The following is a 15,686-nucleotide window of genomic DNA, read 5'->3' as shown; positions in this document are numbered from 1 at the left end:
CTCGGCATGAGCGGAATGGAGGCCAATCAGCATGACGGATGCACTGACGCGAATGCTCGCTGAGCGGGACTGGGTGCTGGCCGATGGCGCGACGGGCACCAATCTCTTCAACATGGGGCTGCAATCGGGCGACGCGCCCGAGATGTGGAATGTGGAGGCGCCCGAAAAGGTGCGCGCGCTTTATTCCGGCGCGGTCGAGGCGGGCAGCGATCTCTTCCTGACCAACAGCTTCGGCGGCAATGCCTCACGGCTCAAGCTGCACGGGGCGGAGGCGCGCGTGGCCGAACTCAACCGGGTCGCGGCGGAGATCGGCCGCGAGATCGCGGATGCCGCGGGGCGCGAGGTGATTGTCGCGGGGTCGATGGGCCCGACGGGGGAGATCATGGCGCCGATGGGCGCGCTCACGCCCGAGCATGCGGTGGAGATGTTCCACGAGCAGGCCGAGGGGCTGAAGGCGGGCGGTGTCGATGTGCTTTGGGTCGAGACGATCTCGGCGCCCGAGGAATACAAGGCCGCAGGCGAAGCCGCGCGGCTGGCCGGCATGCCCTGGTGCGGCACGATGAGTTTCGACACCGCGGGCCGCACGATGATGGGCGTGACATCGGCCGATCTGGCGCAACTGGTCGAGGGCATGGACCATCCGCCGCTGGCCTTCGGGGCCAATTGCGGCGTGGGCGCGGCCGATCTGCTGCGCACCGTGCTGGGCATCCTCGCCGCCGGGGCCGAGCGCCCGGTGATCGCCAAGGGCAACGCGGGCATCCCGAAATACGTGGACGGGCATATCCATTACGACGGCACGCCGGAGTTGATGGCCGAATACGCCGTGCTGGCCCGCGACTGCGGCGCGCGGATCATCGGCGGCTGCTGCGGCACCATGCCCGAGCATCTGCGCCTGATGCGCGCCGCGCTTGAGAGCCGGACGCCGGGGCCGCGCCCGACGCTGGAGCAGATCGCCGAAACCCTGGGCGGTTTTTCCTCGGTCTCCGACGGCACCGACGGGGCGGGCGCCAAGCCGCGCGAACGGCGCCGCCGCAGGGCCTGAGCCGGATCCGGAGCCATGACTTCAGAAGAGCGACAACTGATCGCCCGCACGCGGGGGCGGGGCGAACTGCGCCAGGTCGAGCGGCGGCAGTTCCGCCTTGAGGCCCAGCCGCGCCATCGCCACGCGGATACGCTGCGCAACGATCGCGGCATAGGGGCCGTCGCCACGCATCCGGCGGTGCCAGTCGGCGGCATAGTCGCGCCCGCCATGCATCTCGCGCACCCGCGCCATGACGCGGGCCGCGCGGCCCGGCGCGTGCTCGGCCAGCCACTCGCGGAAAAGCGGCGCCACCTCCAGCGGCAGGCGCAGCATGATCCAGCTCGCTGCCTGCGCCCCGGCATCGCGCGCGGCCTCCAGAATGCGCTCGGCCTCGTGGTCGGTCAGCGCGGGGATGACCGGCGAGACCATGACGCGGACCGGACAGCCGGCCTCCGCCAGCGCCGCGATCGCGGCCAGCCGGCGCGCCGGGGCGGGCACTCGCGGCTCCAGCCGCCGCGCGAGGCCGGGATCGAGCGTGGTCACGGAAATGCCGGCCTGCGCCAGGCCCTTGCGGCCCATCTCGCCCAGGATATCCGCGTCGCGCTCGATCAGCGTGCCCTTGGTGGCGACCGTCACCGGGTGGTTGTGGTCGCGCAGCACCTCCAGCAGCGCGCGCATGATGCCGCGGTCGCGCTCCGCCGGCTGGTAGGGGTCGGTATTGGTGCTGATGGCGATTGGCCGCGGCCTGTAACCCGGTTTCCGCAGCGTGCGGTCCAGCAATTCGGGCGCGTCGGGGCGGGCGATCAGCCGGGTCTCGAAATCGAGCCCCGGCGAGAGGCCCAGCCAAGCGTGGCTGGGACGCGCGAAACAATAGATGCAGCCGTGTTCGCAGCCGCGATAGGGGTTGACCGAGCGGTCGAAGGGCACATCGGGGGAGGTGTTGCGCGTCAGGATGCTGCGCGCGCGCTCCTCGCGGATCTCGGTGCGGATCGGCGGCGCCTCCCAGGGAAGCTCCCAGCCGTCGTCGGCGCGCTCATGCGTGAGTTGCTCATACCGGCCGCTGCGGTTGGTCGTGGCGCCACGGCCGGGGCGCTCGGCGGGCGCGATGGGGCGTCGGGGCAGCATGCCGCAAGACTAGAACGAACCAGGAACATGCGCAAGCCTGCGCGGATTCGGTCCCGCGGCACGGTCCGCCTGCGACAATCTGTCGGTTAGAGCGCGGTGCATGTCGCAATTCGCGCAGAGCGAATGCCGCATTAAGGGGAAACAGCGCCAGATGAATAGAGGCTGCGCGCAGCAAACGGGGTTAAACCATGGCTGATGAAGAAGATATTGTCCTGTCGGAACTGCCCGACGAGGAACTCGTGCCGCAGATGCATGACGACCTTTACGATGGTCTCAAGGACGAGGTCGAGGACGGCGTGTATATCCTGCTGGAGCGTGGCTGGGCGCCCTACCGGATCCTGACCGAGGCGCTGGTCGGCGGCATGAAGATCGTGGGCGAGGACTTCCGGGACGGCATCCTCTTCGTGCCCGAGGTGCTGCTGGCGGCAAACGCGATGAAGGGCGGCATGTCCATCCTCAAGCCGCTGCTGATCGAGACCGGCGCGCCCAAGCAGGGCAAGATGGTGATCGGAACGGTCAAGGGCGACATCCACGACATCGGCAAGAACCTGGTCAGCATGATGATGGAAGGCGCGGGCTTCGAGGTCGTCGATCTGGGCATCAACAACCCGGTCGAGAACTACATGGAAGCGCTGGAAAGCGAACAGCCGGACATCCTGGGCATGTCGGCGCTGCTGACCACCACCATGCCCTACATGAAGGTCGTGATCGACACGATGATCGAGATGGGCATCCGCGACGAATACATCGTGCTGGTGGGCGGTGCGCCGCTGAACGAGGAATTCGGCAAGGCGATCGGCGCCGATGCCTATTGCCGCGACGCCGCGGTGGCGGTGGAAACCGCGAAGACCTATGTGTCGCGCAAGCACAATCAGCCCAATGCGTGACGGAATTGCCGCCGCGTGACGCGCAAAAGGCCCCCTGTGGGGCCTTTTGGCGCAGGCGGCCTTGGCTTTCGCGGTGCGATGACACAAGTTAATGGCAGGTACTCGCTATGGAAGGCCAGGCCATGCCCGTCGACCGCCTCGTCCTGATCCTCGTCTGCGTCTTCGCGACGGCCGGGGTGACGCTGTTCCTGGGCACGCTGCTGTCGGGCCTGGTGCGGTCCCCGGCGCTGAGCTGGCTGGTGGTAATCCCGGTGGCGCTGATCGCCTACCTGATCTTCCGCGTCATCTCGGACCGGCTGTCGAAGCGCGACGACGATCATTATGATCGTATCGAAAAGTAATCTCCCGGGTGTGACGACCGAGGCGGTGCCAGGGCGGGAGACCGCCGCGGTGCGGGGGCTGGCGCGCAGCGAGGTGGTCTTCCACGGAACCGCAATGGTGCTGAAGTGAAACCCGACGACAGGACACTGACCGAAGAGGGGCTGAACGCGGCCGACGGGCGCGGGCGCATTCTGCTGATCGCCTGCGGCGCACTGGCCCACGAGATACTGGCGCTGAAGCGCGCCAATGGCTGGGACCACATGGACCTGACCTGCCTGCCCGCCAAGCTGCATCTCTATCCCGAGAAGATCACCCAGGCCGTGGCGCAGGCGGTGGAGAAGCACCGCGACGCCTATGAGACGATTTTCGTGGTCTATGCCGATTGCGGCACCGGCGGCGGGTTGCAGGCCAAATGCGCCGAGTTGGGCGTGGAGATGGTGCCGGGTCCGCATTGCTACGCCTTCTTCGAGGGCAACGAGGCCTTCGCCGCGAAGGCCGAGGACGAGATGACGGTCTTCTACCTGACCGATTTCCTGGTCAAGCAGTTCGACGCTTTCGTGTGGAAGCCGATGGGGCTCGACCGGCACCCGGAGCTGCGCGACATGCTCTTCGGCAACTACACCCGGCTGGTCTACCAGGCGCAGACCGACGATCCCGCCCTCGACATCAAGGCGCGCGCCTGCGCGGCGCGGCTGGGACTGGAATATGAGCGCCGCTTCACCGGCTATGGCGATCTGGCGCGGGAGCTTGGGCGGCTGGGCTGAGCCCGTCCGCAGTTCAGGCGCGCGGGCCGATCGTGGTGGTGATCCGGCCCAGCCCCTCCACCTCGACCTCGCAGACATCGCCGGGCAGCAGCGCGCCCACCCCCGCCGGCGTGCCGGTCATGATCAGGTCGCCCGGCGCCAGCGTCACGGATTGAGACAGTATCGAGATGATCTCGGGCACCGACCAGATCAGTTCGGCCAGGTCGGCATCCTGCCGCGTCTCGCCGTTGACCCGCAGCCGGATGAAGCCCTTGTCGGGATGGCCGACCTCGGCCACCGGATGCACCGGCCCGACCACGGCGGAGCGATCGAAGCCCTTGCCCAGGTCCCAGGGCCGGCCCATGTCGCGCGCCTCCATCTGCAAGTCGCGGCGGGTCAGCTCGTTGCCCGCGGCGTAGCCCCAGACGTGGGAAAGACTCTCCTCCGGCGCGATGTCGTGCCCGCCCGTGCCGATGGCGGCGACCATCTCGGCCTCGTAATGCAGGTTCTCGGTCTGCGGCGGATAGGCCACGGTCTCGCCATCCATGACCAGCGCGTCGGCGGGTTTCATGAAGAAGAAGGGTGGCTCGCGGTCCGGATCCTTGCCCATCTCGCGGGCATGGGCGGCGTAGTTGCGCCCGACGCAGAAAATGCGGCGCACCGGCAGGCGCGCGTCGCTGCCCGCGACGGCGACCGACGGGACGGGGGCAGGGGGGAAGACATAATCCATGGGTGATCCGATCCTCAGTTGTTGCCGCGGTCCTGGCGGAAAAGCCCCAGCTTTTCCTGCGCCACGCGGTCGGAATAGCTGAAGAGCACGGCTTCCTCATCCGCCTCGTGACTGACATGGTGCCAGCTTGGCACTACGAAAATGTCGCGCGGCCCCCATTCGAAGGTTTCGCCCGCGATGCTGGTCCGCCCGCGCCCCTCCACCGGGACATGGACCGTCGCGTCGGTGGAACGGTAGGCGGCGGTCTTGAACCCCTTGGGCAGCAATTGCAGGAAGGGCGCGATGGTGGGCATCGCATAGCCGCCATCAACGGGGTTCACATAGCGCATCTTCAGCCCGTGGCAGGGATCCCATTCCTGCTGCGCTTTCATCTTCTCCAGCGCCTCGCGCGAGCGGGCATAGGAATAGTTGAAGATCGGCGAGGCCAGTTTCTCCTGCCGGTAGTCCACCGGCAGCATGTTGGCGCCGAACCGGGCCAGGCTGTCGCCGGTCTGGCGGGTGATCGGCTGTTCGTCGGCGTCCATGCCCTCGGCAAAAGAGGCGTCGAAATGCGTCACGATGGGAATGTCGAGCCCGTCGAGCCAGATCATCGGCTCATCCGTGGTATTGCCGTGGTCATGCCAGGCCCAGGGCGGGGTGATGACGAAATCGCCATATTGCATCTCGGTCCGCTCGCCGTTGACGGCGGTATGGGCGCCCGAGCCGTCGAGCACGAAGCGCAGCGCCGACTGGCTGTGCCGATGCGCCGGTGCGACCTCGCCCGGCATGACAAGTTGCAGCCCGGCATAGAGCGAGGTGGTGATCTTCGATGTGCCGCGCAGGCCGGGATTTTCCAGGATCAGCACGCGCCGCTCGGCCTCCTTGGCGGTGATCAGCCCGCCGGCCTCCAGCAAATGCGCGCGGGCATTCTCGAAACGCCAGATATGCGGCTGGCAGGCGCTTTTCGGCTCCGGCGTGATGATCGAGGACATCACCGCCCAGAGCGGCGTGAACGCCTCCTTGTCGATCTTGTCGTAGAAGGCCAGCCGCTCCGGCGTCTCTTCGGGTTTCTCGGTCAGGGACATGCTGTCCTCCTCTTCAGGTTTCCAGCCCGTTGGAGCCATAGAGCCAGTGCAGCCGGTCGCACCAGTCCTCGGGCGTCATGGTGGACATTACGTGGTTGCGCACCGCCGCCTTGGCGTCGTCGGGATGGTAGATGTAATCGCCGATGAGGCGGGAATTCATCTGCACCCGCGCGGTGCGCACCCGCCGCATCTGCTGATAGCGCTCCAGCGCCGTTTCGGTGTCGTCATGGGCCGCCATGCAATGCGACAGAGCCACCGCGTCCTCCATCGCCATGCAGGCGCCCTGCGCGAAATACTGCAGCATCGGGTGGGCCGCATCGCCCAGAAGCGCCACGCGGCCGTCGACCCAGTTCGAAACCGGCTCGCGGTCGCAGAGCACCCAGAGCTTCCAGTCCTGCCCGTGCTCGATGATCTGGCGCGCGCGGGGATGGATATGCTCGAAGCCCTGCGCCACCTCCGCCTTGCTGACCGGCCGGCCGGCGATCGCCTCCTGAAGGTCGCGGTGATAGGTCACGACGAGGTTGAAAACCTTCCAGCCCTTGAGCGGGTAATGCACGATATGGCATTTCGGCCCGGCCCAGAGCGTGGCTGCGTTCCAGCGCAGATCCTCGGGCATCTGTTCCGTCGGGATGACCGAACGGTATGTCGTGTGGCCCGAGATGCGCGGCTCCCCGTCGCGCAGCATCTGCGCGCGGATGGGTGAGCGCAGCCCCTCGGCCCCGATCAGCGCGCGACCCGCAAGCGTGCCCTCCGTCGATATCAGCCGGACAGTGCCGCCTTCTTGCGCATAGCCCGTGACCCGTGTGCCGGTGCGAAGCTCGACCAGTGGGCTTTCGCGGCAATAGTCCAGCAGGCTGCCATGCAGGTCGGCCCGGTGCACCACGGCATAGGGGTTGCCCATGCGGGCGCGGAACGCCTCGCCCAGCGGGATCTGGGTGATCTCGGTGCCGTCCTGCGCATCCATCAGGCGCAGCGCGTCGATATAGACCGCATTCGCGCGGGCGGCATCGCCGATGCCCAGATAGTCGAAGGAATGGAAGGCGTTGGGGCCTATCTGGATCCCCGCGCCGATCTCGCCCAGCCGCGCGGCCTGTTCCACGACGACCGATGCGATGCCCTTCTGCGCCAGGCCGGCCGCGGCAGCCAGCCCGCCGATGCCGCCACCCGCGATCAGGACGGGCGCCGCGCTCATGCCGGGGTGGTCCGGCGGGGCGTCGTGCGATTCATGGAAACTCCCCCATTGCCAGAAATGCGCAGTATACTTATCAATGGAGGTAATACACTTACGCGTGGCCTGTCAATCGGCTCTGTCAGCCGGGCGCGCGCGGCGCACGGCAGAAGGGGCGTAACATGGACATCCATCTGATGCCGGGCCATCTGATCCGGCGGCTCAACCAGATCTCTACCTCGGTCTTCCAGGACCGGATGCGCGCGCATGGCTGGGATATGACCGCGGTGCAATTCGCCGCCCTACGCGCAGTGGAGCGCCATCCGGGGCTGGACCAGGCCAGCCTGGCGGGGCTCATCGCCTATGACCGCGCGACGATCGGCGGTGTGACCGATCGCCTGGCCGCCAAGGGGCTGGTGCGCCGCGCTGTCTCCGCCAGCGACCGGCGCGCGCGCGCGCTCACGCTGACGCCGGCGGGCCGCGCGCTGCTGGCCGCGGCCGCCCCGGTGGTGGAGGAACTGCAGGACGAGATCCTGGTCGGGCTCGACCCTGCCGAGCGGGCCGAGTTCCTGCGCCTCGCCGCCAAGGCCGCCGACCGGGGCAACGCGCTCAGCCGTGCGCCGCTGGTCCTGCCACCCGGCGACACGGCCGGTCAGAGGTAGTCCGACCGGCTCAGCCCGTATTTGGCCATCTTCTCGTTCAGTGTGCGGCGCGGCAGGCTCAGCTCCTCCATCACCGCCGCGATGGAGCCCTTGTGGCGGCGCATGGTGTTGTCGATCAGCATCCGCTCGAACGCCTCGACATATTCCTTCAACGGCTTGCCCTCGGTGGAGATCGCGTGGCTCATATCCGTGGTGTCGTCGAGCAGCAGGCTGACGATGGAGCCTGATCCGCGCCGGCTTTGCAGTACCGCGCGCTCGGCGATGTTGATGAGCTGGCGCACATTGCCCGGCCAGGGCGCCTGGAGAAGCTGCGCGGCCTCCTTGGCGGCGACCTGCGGGGCGGGGCAGCCGTATTCCTCGGCGAATTGCTCCGCGAAGCGGTTGAAGAGCGTCAGAATGTCCTCGCCACGTGTGCGCAGCGGCGGGATCACCACCTTCATCGCCGCCAGCCGGTAGTAGAGGTCCGGGCGAAGCGCGTCCTCGCAGCTCCGGTCCTGCTCATGATGGTTGCAGATCGCCACGACACGCACTTCCGGGATGTCCGCCTGATCGTTGATGAGCGTCAGCAGCCGGGCCTGCAACGTGGGCGAGAGCGCCTCGACATCCTCCAGGCAGAGCGTCGCGCCGCGCGCCTCCTCCACCAGCGGCAGGGCGGTGCCTTCGTCGATCGGGCCGAATATCTTGGCCGCCAGTTCCTCGTCGGAATAGGCGGCGCAGCTTATCGTCAGGAATTTCTTGCCCGCCCGCGGACCGCAGGCATGCAGCGCGTGCGCCACCAGGCTCTTGCCGGTGCCGGTCTCGCCGTCGATCAGCACATGGCCGTCGGCCTGAGCCAGATCCAGGATGTCCTCGCGCAGCCGTTCCATCACCGCGCTGGTGCCCACCAGCTTGCGGATCAGCACGGTGCCGTCCGACAGCTCGCGACGCAGGGCGCGGTTGTCCATCGTCAGCCGCCGCGCCTGGACGGCGCGCTTGGCCAGATCGGTCATCCGGTCGGGGTTGAAGGGCTTTTCCATGAAGTCGTAGGCGCCCATCTGCATCGCCTCCACGGCCATCGGCACATCGCCATGCCCGGTGATCATGATCACCGGCAGGGCACTGTCCATGTTCATCAGCTTCTTGAGGAAGGTCATTCCGCCCATGCCGGGCATCTTGATGTCGCTGACCACGATACCGGGGAAATCCGGGCCAATGGCCTTGAGCGCATCCTCCGCCGAGGCATAGGTTTCGGTCTCGTAGCCAGACAGCGCGAGCCACTGGCTGATGGATTGGCGCATGTCCTGTTCGTCGTCGACGATCGCTATTTTCATCGTATCCTGCATGATCGGTCCTATTCCGCGGCGCGCATGTCATCGTCCTGTTTCTTCAGCGGGAGCTGCACCTCGAAGACCGCGCCGCCGTCGGCCCCGTTGCGCCCGGTCAGCCGGCCGCCGAAATCCTTGATGATGCCGGTCGAGATCGCCAGGCCCAGCCCGACGCCCTCTCCCGGCGCCTTGGTGGTATAGAAGGGCTCGAAGAGCGCGTCGATATCCTCGATCCCGTGGCCGTTGTCACGGATCGTAAGCATCGCCGTCTCGCCCTTGCTGAGCAGGATGTCAAGCTGCCGGTCGTCCTGGTCCTTCATCGCGTCGAGCGCGTTGCGCAGCAGGTTGATGATGACCTGTTCCAGCCGGATCCGGTCGGCCTCGATCATCACCGGCTCCTTGGGCAGGGTGGTGGTGATCTCGACCTTCATCTTGTTGAGCTGCGGCTCCATCATCGTGAGCGCCGCGCCGACCGACTTGCGCAGGTCGATGGGGGCGAAATCCTCGGTCCCCTTGCGGGCATAGGACTTGAGTTGCCGGGTGATCGCGCCCATCCGCTCGATCAGGTCGTCGATGCGCTGGAAGCTCGACAGCGCCTCCTCCGGGCGGTGGCGCTGAAGCAGTAGCTTGGCGCCCGCCAGATAGGTCTTCATCGCGGCGAGCGGCTGGTTGAGCTCATGGCTGACCGAGGCCGACATCTCCCCCAGCGCGGCAAGCTTGGAACTTTGCGCCAGTGTCTGTTCGGCCACCTGAAGATTGCGCTGGACCTTCTCGCGCTCAGCAATCTCCCGCTGCAGCCGGGAATTGAGCCGCCGCAGCTCGATTGACTCGCGCTGGAACTGAACAGACTGGCTGCGGGCCCGCCGCGACAGGACGTAGAAGATCAGCGCCAGAAGGATCGCAAAGCCCATGATTTCCATCGCCAGCACGCCGTTCACCCGCTCCCGCACGGAGGCATAGGTGGTGAAGGAGATCAGCCGCCAGCCGCGGAACGGTATGCGGCTTTCGGTCCGCAGCACCGCCTGACCCTTCAGATAGGCATCCGCCGGTGTCTGGCTCCAGTCCGCTGTGGCCTGGATCGCGCGTTCGATGGCCGAGGGCGCGGGGCGCGCGGCCAGCGCCTCCTGCACCGGGCGACCCCGCCATTGCGGCTCGGTCGCCAGCAGGATGCGGCCTTCGCTGTCGCTCACCAGAACCGCCTCGGACGTGCCGATCCAGCTTTGCTCCAGCTTGGCCAGATCGACCTTCACGACAATCACGCCGATGCCCTGCTTCTCGCTGGTCACGCGGCGGGAGAAATTGAACTCGGTCGCGCCGGTCTCCATCTCGGAGGTGGTGAAGACCGTGTCATTGGTGCGCACCGCGTTGACGAAGTAATTGGCGTTGCGGTGCTGGCTGCCCAGTTTTTGCCGATCGGTGGCCGCCACGGTGCGCCCGTCGCCGTCGAGCAGCATCATCGAGGCCGCGCCGATCTCCTTCTGGTATGAGATCAGGCGCTGCGAGGTGGCCGAGTAATCCCCGGAATTCAGCGCCGCGATCATCACTGGATCGCGCGCCAGCAATAGTGGCACCGCCGAATTGCGCTGCAACTCGCTGACGATCGAACCCGAATAGAGCGCCAGCCGCAGCTCCGCGCGGGTCTTGGTGGACTCGGTGAAACGCTCGGTCAGCAGCCGGTTGGAGACCCAGACCACGCTGATCGCCACGACGACGAAAAACAGCACCACCACGCGCATCAGGCGGGGCGATGTCATGCGCGGAATATCTGGATCCGGCCTGTGCGACATGCAGGAACATTAGGCCCGCCGGGGCGGGGGCTCAAGCGAAGCCGCGCGCGCCTGCGCGAAACGCCGCCTATGCGGGGCGGGCTCAGGCGGGCGCGAACGCCTCCGCCAGCCCGGCGAAGAGCGCCGCCCCGTCGGTGCCACCCAGCGCCGCATCGGCCAGCCGTTCGGGATGCGGCATCATGCCCAGCACGCGCCGGTTTTCCGACAGCACGCCCGCGATGTCGCCCGCCGACCCGTTGGGGTTGTCGACATAGCGGAAGGCCACGCGGTCCTCCGCGTCGAGCCGGCCGAGCAGCGCCGCATCGGCGGCGTAATTGCCGTCGTGATGGGCGATGGGGATGCGGATGCCCTGGCCCTTTCGGTAGCCGCGGGTGAAGGGGCTGTCCGTTGTTTCCACCGTAAGATCAACGTCCTTGCAGATATACTTCAGATTGGCATTGCGCAGCAGCGCGCCCGGAAGCAGCCCGGTTTCGGTCAGCACCTGGAAGCCGTTGCAGATGCCCAGCACCAGCCCGCCGCGTTTGGCGAAGTCGACCACCGCGCGGCAGATCGGCGAGCGCGCCGCGATCGCGCCGCAGCGCAGGTAGTCCCCGAAGGAAAAGCCGCCCGGAATGCCCACGATGTCGAGCCCCGCCGGCAGGCTGGTCTCCTTGTGCCAGACCATCTGCGCGGGCCGGCCGCCGGCCTGCTCGAAGGCCACGGCGAGATCGCGGTCGCAATTGGAGCCGGGAAAGACGATGACGGCGGATTTCATGGGGCGGGCTCCTCGTTCAGGCGGCGAAATCGGTGATGACGGCAACGCCCGGCGGGGCCGGGCCATCGAAGGCGCGCAACTCCGTGGTGGCGTCCGACAGGCGCACCCGGCGCGCAATCAGGGGTGCGAGATCGACATGGCCGGCCTCGATCAGGCTCAGCAGGCCGGGATAGCGGCGCGCGGGCATGCCGCGGGTACCGAATAGCGCGAGCTGGCCGGAATAGAGCACATCCATCGGCAGCGTCATGGAGGCGTGCTCGCCCGCGGGCATGCCGATCTGGACCATGCGCCCCAGCTTGCGCAGCGACCGCATCGCGGCGGTGGTGGTAGCGGCGATGCCCAGCGCCTCCACCGCCACATGCGCGCCGCCCCCGGTCAGCGCGCGGACGGCCTCCGCCGCGTCGGCGTCGGCGGCGTTCACCGTCGCATCCGCGCCCAGCGCGCGGGCAAATCCCAGCTTCTCCTCGACCACGTCGACGACCACCACCCGCGCACCCAGCGCCCGGCCCAGCAGCAGCGCCGAGATGCCCACGCCGCCGCCGCCAAAGACCGCCAGCCATTCGCCGGGCGCCAGCGCCGCGCGGTCGGTCAGCGCGTGCCAGGCGGTGGTGACGCGGCAGCCCAGGCTGGCGGCCAGCGCGGGATCCATGCCCTCGGGCAGGCGAGTGAGGTTGGTGTCGGCGCGCGCCACCGCGATGCGCTCGGCGAAGGCGCCGGGGCAGGTGAAGCCGGGCACGATCTGGGTCGGACAGGTGGTCTGGTGGCCGGCCTGGCAGGACGGGCAGTGCCCGCAGGCCAGGATGAAAGGCGCGATGACGCGGTCGCCGGGGCGCCAGGCCGAGACCTCGGGGCCGGTCTCCTCCACCACGCCGCAATATTCGTGGCCGGGCACATGGGGCAGGGCGACATCGGGGTCCGCGCCGGTCCAGGCATGCCAGTCCGACCGGCAGACGCCGCAGGCAAGAACGCGCAAGACGACCCCGTCGCGGGGGCAGTCCGGATCGGGCAGGCTCTCCAGCGAGAGATCGGCGCGCCAGGCCTGCAGAACCGCCGCGCGCATGCGCCTACTCCAACTCCACCGTGTAGGTTTCGATCACCGTGTTGGCGAGCAGCTTCTCGCACATCGCGCGCACCTGGTCTTCGGCCGCCTTCGGGTCGGTCTCGGCCAGATCGAGCTCGATCAGCTTGCCTTGCCGCACCGCATCCACCCCGGCAAAGCCCATCGCCCCCAGCGCGTGGCGGATGGCCTCGCCCTGCGGGTCCAGAACGCCTGTTTTCAGGGTTACATGCACGCGTGCCTTCATCCTATCTCTCTCCGGTTTCGACGGCCTGCTCTGACAGTCTGGCGGTGCGGCTCAATGCACCAGTTTCGGGCCGCTGGTGACATTGCTGTTGCGGGGCATCACGCCCAGACGCTTCGCCACCTCGGTATAGGCGTCGGCCAGGTCGCCCAGATCGCGGCGGAAGACGTCCTTGTCGAGCTTGCGCCCGGTCTCGATATCCCACAGCCGGCAACTGTCGGGGCTGATCTCGTCGGCCACGACCAGCCGCTGGAAGTCGCCCTCCCAGATGCGGCCGATCTCGATCTTGAAATCGACCAGCCGGATGCCGACGCCCAGCATAACGCCGGAGAGGAAATCGTTCACGCGCAGCGCCAGCGCCACGATGTCGTCCAGATCCTGCTGGCTGGCCCAGCCGAAGGCGATGATATGTTCCTCCGAAACCAGCGGGTCGCCCAGCTTGTCGTCCTTGTAGCAGAACTCGATGATCGGACGCGGCAACTGCGTGCCCTCCTCGATCCCCAGCCGCTTGGAGATGGAGCCGGCGGCCACGTTGCGCACGATCACCTCCAGCGGGATGATCTCCACCGCGCGCACCAGCTGCTCGCGCATGTTGAGCCGCTTGATGAAGTGGGTCGGGACGCCGATCGCGTTGAGCCCGGTCATGAAGAATTCCGAGAGCCGGTTGTTGAGCACGCCCTTGCCCTCGATCACCTCTTTCTTTTCAGCGTTGAAAGCTGTGGCGTCATCCTTGAAATACTGCACGATGGTCCCCGGCTCGGGCCCTTCGTAAAGGATCTTCGCCTTGCCTTCGTATATGAGCTTGCGGCGTGCCATCGGGTCTCCAATCGCCAGGGGGCCGGGATTCGCATGCCGGCCGCGTGTGCCTGCGCTATAGGCCAAAGCCCCGAGCAGGGCAAGGAGTCGCGCCCGCGCGCCTATCCGCCCTTGCAGGCCGCCGCGGGGCCGGTCATATCTAGGTTCGACCGATCTCAAGCCTGCGGAGACAGAGATGACCACATTCGACGACCGGGAAAATGCATTCGAGTCCAAATTCGCCCATGATGCGGAAATGCAGTTCCGCGCCGAAGCGCGCCGCAACAAGCTGCTCGGGCTCTGGGCGGCGGAGCTTCTGGGCAAGACGGGCGAGGACGCGGCCAATTACGCCAAGGAAGTGGTGAAGGCCGATTTCGAGGAGCCGGGCGTCGGTGACGTGGTCCGCAAGGTCGCCGGCGACCTAGGCGAACTCGCCAGCGAGGCCGAGATTCGCGGCAAGCTCGACGAGCTGATGCTCGTGGCCAAGGAGCAACTCGTCAAGGAAGCCTGAGCGCGGGCGGTCCGGCGCCGCAGGGGGCGCTGCCCCCGCCGCCCCTGGCGGAGCGGCCCCTTGGGATATGTCCTGCAAGAAGAATGGGCGCGCGCCATTTCTTCTTGCTCCAAGTATCCCCGCCGGAGGCACCGCGGCCGCCGTGGGCGGGCGCAAAGCAAGGACTTGCGCCGAAGGCGCGCGATTTCAGTCGCCGAAGACGCGGGCGAAAATCGTGTCCACATGCTTGGTGTGGTAGCCGAGGTCGAACTTGTCCTCGATCTCCTCCGCACTCAGCGCTGCCGTCACGTCCGGGTCGGCCTTGAGCTCGGTCATGAAATCGCGGCCCTCTTCCCAGACTTTCATCGCGTTGCGCTGCACGAGGCGATAGGCGTCCTCGCGGCTCACGCCCTTTTGGGTCAGCGCCAGCAGAACGCGCTGGGAATGCACCAGGCCGCGGAACTTGTTCATGTTTCGGGTCATGTGTTCGGGATAGATCACCAGCTTTTCCACCACCTGGGTCAGCCGGGCCAGGGCGAAATCCAGCGTCACCGTGGTATCGGGGCCGATATTGCGCTCCACCGAACTGTGCGAGATGTCGCGCTCGTGCCAGAGCGCCACATTCTCCATCGCGGGCACCACCGCCATGCGCACCAGCCGGGCGAGCCCGGTGAGGTTCTCGGTCAGCACCGGGTTGCGTTTGTGGGGCATCGCCGAAGAGCCTTTCTGCCCCTTGGAGAAAAACTCCTCCGCCTCCAGCACCTCGGTGCGCTGCATGTGGCGGATCTCGATGGCGACATTCTCGATGGAACTCGCGATCACGCCCAGCGTGGCGAAGAAGGCGGCGTGCCGGTCGCGCGGGATGACCTGGGTGGAGATCGGCTCGGGCGCGAGGCCCATCTGCGCGCAGACATGCGCCTCGACCGCGGGGTCGATATTGGCGAAGGTGCCGACCGCGCCGGAGATCGCGCCGGTGGCAATCTCGGCGCGCGCGGCGCGGAGACGGGCGCGGTTGCGGTCCATCTCGGCATAGAAGCGCGCGAAGGTCAGCCCCATCGTTACCGGCTCGGCATGGATGCCGTGCGAGCGGCCGATGCGCACCGTGTCCTTGTGTTCCAGCGCGCGGGTCTTGAGCGCGGCCAGCAATGCGTCCATTTCGGCCAGCAGGATGTCGGAGGCGCGCACGAGCTGGATGTTGAAGGTGGTATCGAGCACGTCGGAACTGGTCATGCCCTGGTGGACGAAGCGCGCGGCCTCGCCGCCGATGATCTCGGAGAGGTGGGTCAGGAAGGCGATCACGTCATGCTTGGTCACCGCCTCGATCTCGTCGATGCGGGCAACGTCGAACTCCACGTCCCGGGCCTTCCACACGGCGGCGGCGTTCTCGCGCGGGATCACGCCCAGCTCCGCCTGGGCGTCGCAGGCATGGGCCTCGATCTCGTACCAGATGCGGAATTTCGTCTCGGGCGACCAGATGGCGACCATTTCGGGGCGGGAATAGCGCGGGATCATGGATGAGGGCCTTTGCGTTTTG

Annotated in this window: 17 protein-coding genes; 6 read left to right on the top strand and 11 right to left on the bottom strand. The window is 67.3% G+C overall.

Annotated features, from left to right (window positions below; translation table 11 throughout):
• The first annotated feature begins 31 nt into the window (after nucleotides 1–31).
• Nucleotides 32–1,042 (top strand): betaine--homocysteine S-methyltransferase, encoded by a 1,011-nt coding sequence (gene bmt, locus DDZ14_RS00695; RefSeq protein WP_109423017.1) that lies wholly within the window; start codon nucleotides 32–34, stop codon nucleotides 1,040–1,042.
• A 21-nt stretch (nucleotides 1,043–1,063) separates the two neighbouring features.
• Here the strand turns inward: bmt and DDZ14_RS00690 are convergent, their stop codons facing one another.
• Nucleotides 1,064–2,146 carry a PA0069 family radical SAM protein gene (locus DDZ14_RS00690; protein ID WP_109423016.1) on the bottom strand — a complete coding sequence of 361 codons (1,083 nt, stop codon included), beginning with the start codon at nucleotides 2,144–2,146 and terminating at the stop codon, nucleotides 1,064–1,066.
• Nucleotides 2,147–2,334: 188 nt separating this feature from the next.
• Between DDZ14_RS00690 and DDZ14_RS00685 the strand changes: the two genes are divergently transcribed.
• From DDZ14_RS00685 to DDZ14_RS00675, 3 genes are all read left to right on the top strand, one after another.
• Entirely contained in the window at nucleotides 2,335–3,033 is a 699-nt protein-coding gene (locus DDZ14_RS00685; RefSeq protein WP_109423015.1) for a B12-binding domain-containing protein, read from the top strand.
• A 122-nt stretch (nucleotides 3,034–3,155) separates the two neighbouring features.
• A complete protein-coding gene (locus DDZ14_RS00680; RefSeq protein ID WP_109423186.1) occupies nucleotides 3,156–3,374 on the top strand; it encodes a hypothetical protein in 219 nt (72 codons plus the stop codon).
• Between the two features lie 105 nt (nucleotides 3,375–3,479).
• A complete protein-coding gene (locus tag DDZ14_RS00675) occupies nucleotides 3,480–4,118 on the top strand; it encodes a DUF1638 domain-containing protein (RefSeq protein ID WP_109423014.1) in 639 nt (212 codons plus the stop codon).
• A 13-nt stretch (nucleotides 4,119–4,131) separates the two neighbouring features.
• Here DDZ14_RS00675 and DDZ14_RS00670 read toward each other — a convergent pair whose 3' ends face one another.
• Genes DDZ14_RS00670 through DDZ14_RS00660 form a run of 3 tightly spaced genes read right to left on the bottom strand, consistent with a single transcriptional unit; the run spans nucleotide 4,132 to nucleotide 7,083 of the window.
• Nucleotides 4,132–4,827, bottom strand: coding sequence for a fumarylacetoacetate hydrolase family protein (locus DDZ14_RS00670; RefSeq protein ID WP_109423013.1), 696 nt, complete (start codon nucleotides 4,825–4,827; stop codon nucleotides 4,132–4,134).
• A gap of 14 nt (nucleotides 4,828–4,841) precedes the next feature.
• Nucleotides 4,842–5,891 carry a gentisate 1,2-dioxygenase gene (gtdA, locus tag DDZ14_RS00665; RefSeq protein ID WP_109423012.1) on the bottom strand — a complete coding sequence of 350 codons (1,050 nt, stop codon included), beginning with the start codon at nucleotides 5,889–5,891 and terminating at the stop codon, nucleotides 4,842–4,844.
• Between the two features lie 13 nt (nucleotides 5,892–5,904).
• The gene (locus DDZ14_RS00660) at nucleotides 5,905–7,083 is read right to left on the bottom strand and encodes a 3-hydroxybenzoate 6-monooxygenase (RefSeq protein WP_109423011.1); all 1,179 of its coding nucleotides are present in this window, start codon (nucleotides 7,081–7,083) and stop codon (nucleotides 5,905–5,907) included.
• Nucleotides 7,084–7,241: 158 nt separating this feature from the next.
• Here DDZ14_RS00660 and DDZ14_RS00655 point away from each other — a divergent pair, with 158 nt between their 5' ends.
• Nucleotides 7,242–7,721, top strand: coding sequence for a MarR family winged helix-turn-helix transcriptional regulator (locus DDZ14_RS00655; RefSeq protein WP_233252423.1), 480 nt, complete (start codon nucleotides 7,242–7,244; stop codon nucleotides 7,719–7,721).
• Here DDZ14_RS00655 and DDZ14_RS00650 read toward each other — a convergent pair.
• From DDZ14_RS00650 to purC, 6 genes are all read right to left on the bottom strand, one after another.
• Nucleotides 7,712–9,043 carry a sigma-54 dependent transcriptional regulator gene (locus DDZ14_RS00650; RefSeq protein ID WP_109423010.1) on the bottom strand — a complete coding sequence of 444 codons (1,332 nt, stop codon included), beginning with the start codon at nucleotides 9,041–9,043 and terminating at the stop codon, nucleotides 7,712–7,714. The genes DDZ14_RS00655 and DDZ14_RS00650 overlap by 10 nt on opposite strands.
• Before the next feature lie 8 nt (nucleotides 9,044–9,051).
• Nucleotides 9,052–10,779 carry an ATP-binding protein gene (locus tag DDZ14_RS00645; protein ID WP_233252422.1) on the bottom strand — a complete coding sequence of 576 codons (1,728 nt, stop codon included), beginning with the start codon at nucleotides 10,777–10,779 and terminating at the stop codon, nucleotides 9,052–9,054.
• A gap of 115 nt (nucleotides 10,780–10,894) precedes the next feature.
• Entirely contained in the window at nucleotides 10,895–11,566 is a 672-nt protein-coding gene (gene purQ, locus DDZ14_RS00640) for a phosphoribosylformylglycinamidine synthase subunit PurQ (protein ID WP_109423009.1), read from the bottom strand.
• A gap of 16 nt (nucleotides 11,567–11,582) precedes the next feature.
• Nucleotides 11,583–12,626 carry an alcohol dehydrogenase catalytic domain-containing protein gene (locus DDZ14_RS00635; protein ID WP_109423008.1) on the bottom strand — a complete coding sequence of 348 codons (1,044 nt, stop codon included), beginning with the start codon at nucleotides 12,624–12,626 and terminating at the stop codon, nucleotides 11,583–11,585.
• 4 nt (nucleotides 12,627–12,630) lie between these two features.
• Nucleotides 12,631–12,870 (bottom strand): phosphoribosylformylglycinamidine synthase subunit PurS, encoded by a 240-nt coding sequence (gene purS, locus DDZ14_RS00630; RefSeq protein WP_109423007.1) that lies wholly within the window; start codon nucleotides 12,868–12,870, stop codon nucleotides 12,631–12,633.
• A gap of 51 nt (nucleotides 12,871–12,921) precedes the next feature.
• Nucleotides 12,922–13,683, bottom strand: a complete 762-nt coding sequence (gene purC, locus DDZ14_RS00625; RefSeq protein WP_109423006.1) for a phosphoribosylaminoimidazolesuccinocarboxamide synthase — start codon at nucleotides 13,681–13,683, stop codon at nucleotides 12,922–12,924.
• Nucleotides 13,684–13,858: 175 nt separating this feature from the next.
• On the opposite strand from purC, the gene DDZ14_RS00620 reads away from it, so the two are divergent.
• Nucleotides 13,859–14,173: a DUF1476 domain-containing protein gene (locus tag DDZ14_RS00620; RefSeq protein ID WP_109423005.1), complete on the top strand. Its 315-nt coding sequence runs from the start codon at nucleotides 13,859–13,861 to the stop codon at nucleotides 14,171–14,173.
• A gap of 186 nt (nucleotides 14,174–14,359) precedes the next feature.
• Here the strand turns inward: DDZ14_RS00620 and purB are convergent, their stop codons facing one another.
• On the bottom strand, nucleotides 14,360–15,664 hold the full coding sequence (gene purB, locus DDZ14_RS00615; RefSeq protein ID WP_109423004.1) for an adenylosuccinate lyase: 1,305 nt from the start codon (nucleotides 15,662–15,664) through the stop codon (nucleotides 14,360–14,362).
• Between the last annotated feature and the right edge of the window lie 22 nt (nucleotides 15,665–15,686).

Origin of the sequence: Maritimibacter sp. 55A14 (assembly GCF_003122205.1) — a bacterium.
In the GTDB taxonomy this organism is placed as follows: Bacteria; Pseudomonadota; Alphaproteobacteria; order Rhodobacterales; family Rhodobacteraceae; genus QEYE01.
This window is presented reverse-complemented; position numbering and strand designations above follow the sequence as displayed.

Excerpts from the sequence above, each read along its gene's own strand:
- DDZ14_RS00650 (WP_109423010.1), bottom strand. The coding sequence starts at position 9,043 with ATGCAGGATACGATGAAAATAGCGATCGTCGACGACGAACAGGACATG.
- purB (WP_109423004.1), bottom strand. The coding sequence starts at position 15,664 with ATGATCCCGCGCTATTCCCGCCCCGAAATGGTCGCCATCTGGTCGCCC.
- DDZ14_RS00620 (WP_109423005.1), top strand. The coding sequence starts at position 13,859 with ATGACCACATTCGACGACCGGGAAAATGCATTCGAGTCCAAATTCGCC.
- DDZ14_RS00655 (WP_233252423.1), top strand. The coding sequence starts at position 7,242 with ATGGACATCCATCTGATGCCGGGCCATCTGATCCGGCGGCTCAACCAG.
- purQ (WP_109423009.1), bottom strand. The coding sequence starts at position 11,566 with ATGAAATCCGCCGTCATCGTCTTTCCCGGCTCCAATTGCGACCGCGAT.
- DDZ14_RS00670 (WP_109423013.1), bottom strand. The coding sequence starts at position 4,827 with ATGGATTATGTCTTCCCCCCTGCCCCCGTCCCGTCGGTCGCCGTCGCG.
- DDZ14_RS00685 (WP_109423015.1), top strand. The coding sequence starts at position 2,335 with ATGGCTGATGAAGAAGATATTGTCCTGTCGGAACTGCCCGACGAGGAA.
- gtdA (WP_109423012.1), bottom strand. The coding sequence starts at position 5,891 with ATGTCCCTGACCGAGAAACCCGAAGAGACGCCGGAGCGGCTGGCCTTC.
- DDZ14_RS00645 (WP_233252422.1), bottom strand. The coding sequence starts at position 10,779 with ATGACATCGCCCCGCCTGATGCGCGTGGTGGTGCTGTTTTTCGTCGTC.
- purC (WP_109423006.1), bottom strand. The coding sequence starts at position 13,683 with ATGGCACGCCGCAAGCTCATATACGAAGGCAAGGCGAAGATCCTTTAC.
- purS (WP_109423007.1), bottom strand. The coding sequence starts at position 12,870 with ATGAAGGCACGCGTGCATGTAACCCTGAAAACAGGCGTTCTGGACCCG.
- DDZ14_RS00635 (WP_109423008.1), bottom strand. The coding sequence starts at position 12,626 with ATGCGCGCGGCGGTTCTGCAGGCCTGGCGCGCCGATCTCTCGCTGGAG.
- DDZ14_RS00690 (WP_109423016.1), bottom strand. The coding sequence starts at position 2,146 with ATGCTGCCCCGACGCCCCATCGCGCCCGCCGAGCGCCCCGGCCGTGGC.
- DDZ14_RS00660 (WP_109423011.1), bottom strand. The coding sequence starts at position 7,083 with ATGAGCGCGGCGCCCGTCCTGATCGCGGGTGGCGGCATCGGCGGGCTG.
- DDZ14_RS00680 (WP_109423186.1), top strand. The coding sequence starts at position 3,156 with ATGCCCGTCGACCGCCTCGTCCTGATCCTCGTCTGCGTCTTCGCGACG.
- bmt (WP_109423017.1), top strand. The coding sequence starts at position 32 with ATGACGGATGCACTGACGCGAATGCTCGCTGAGCGGGACTGGGTGCTG.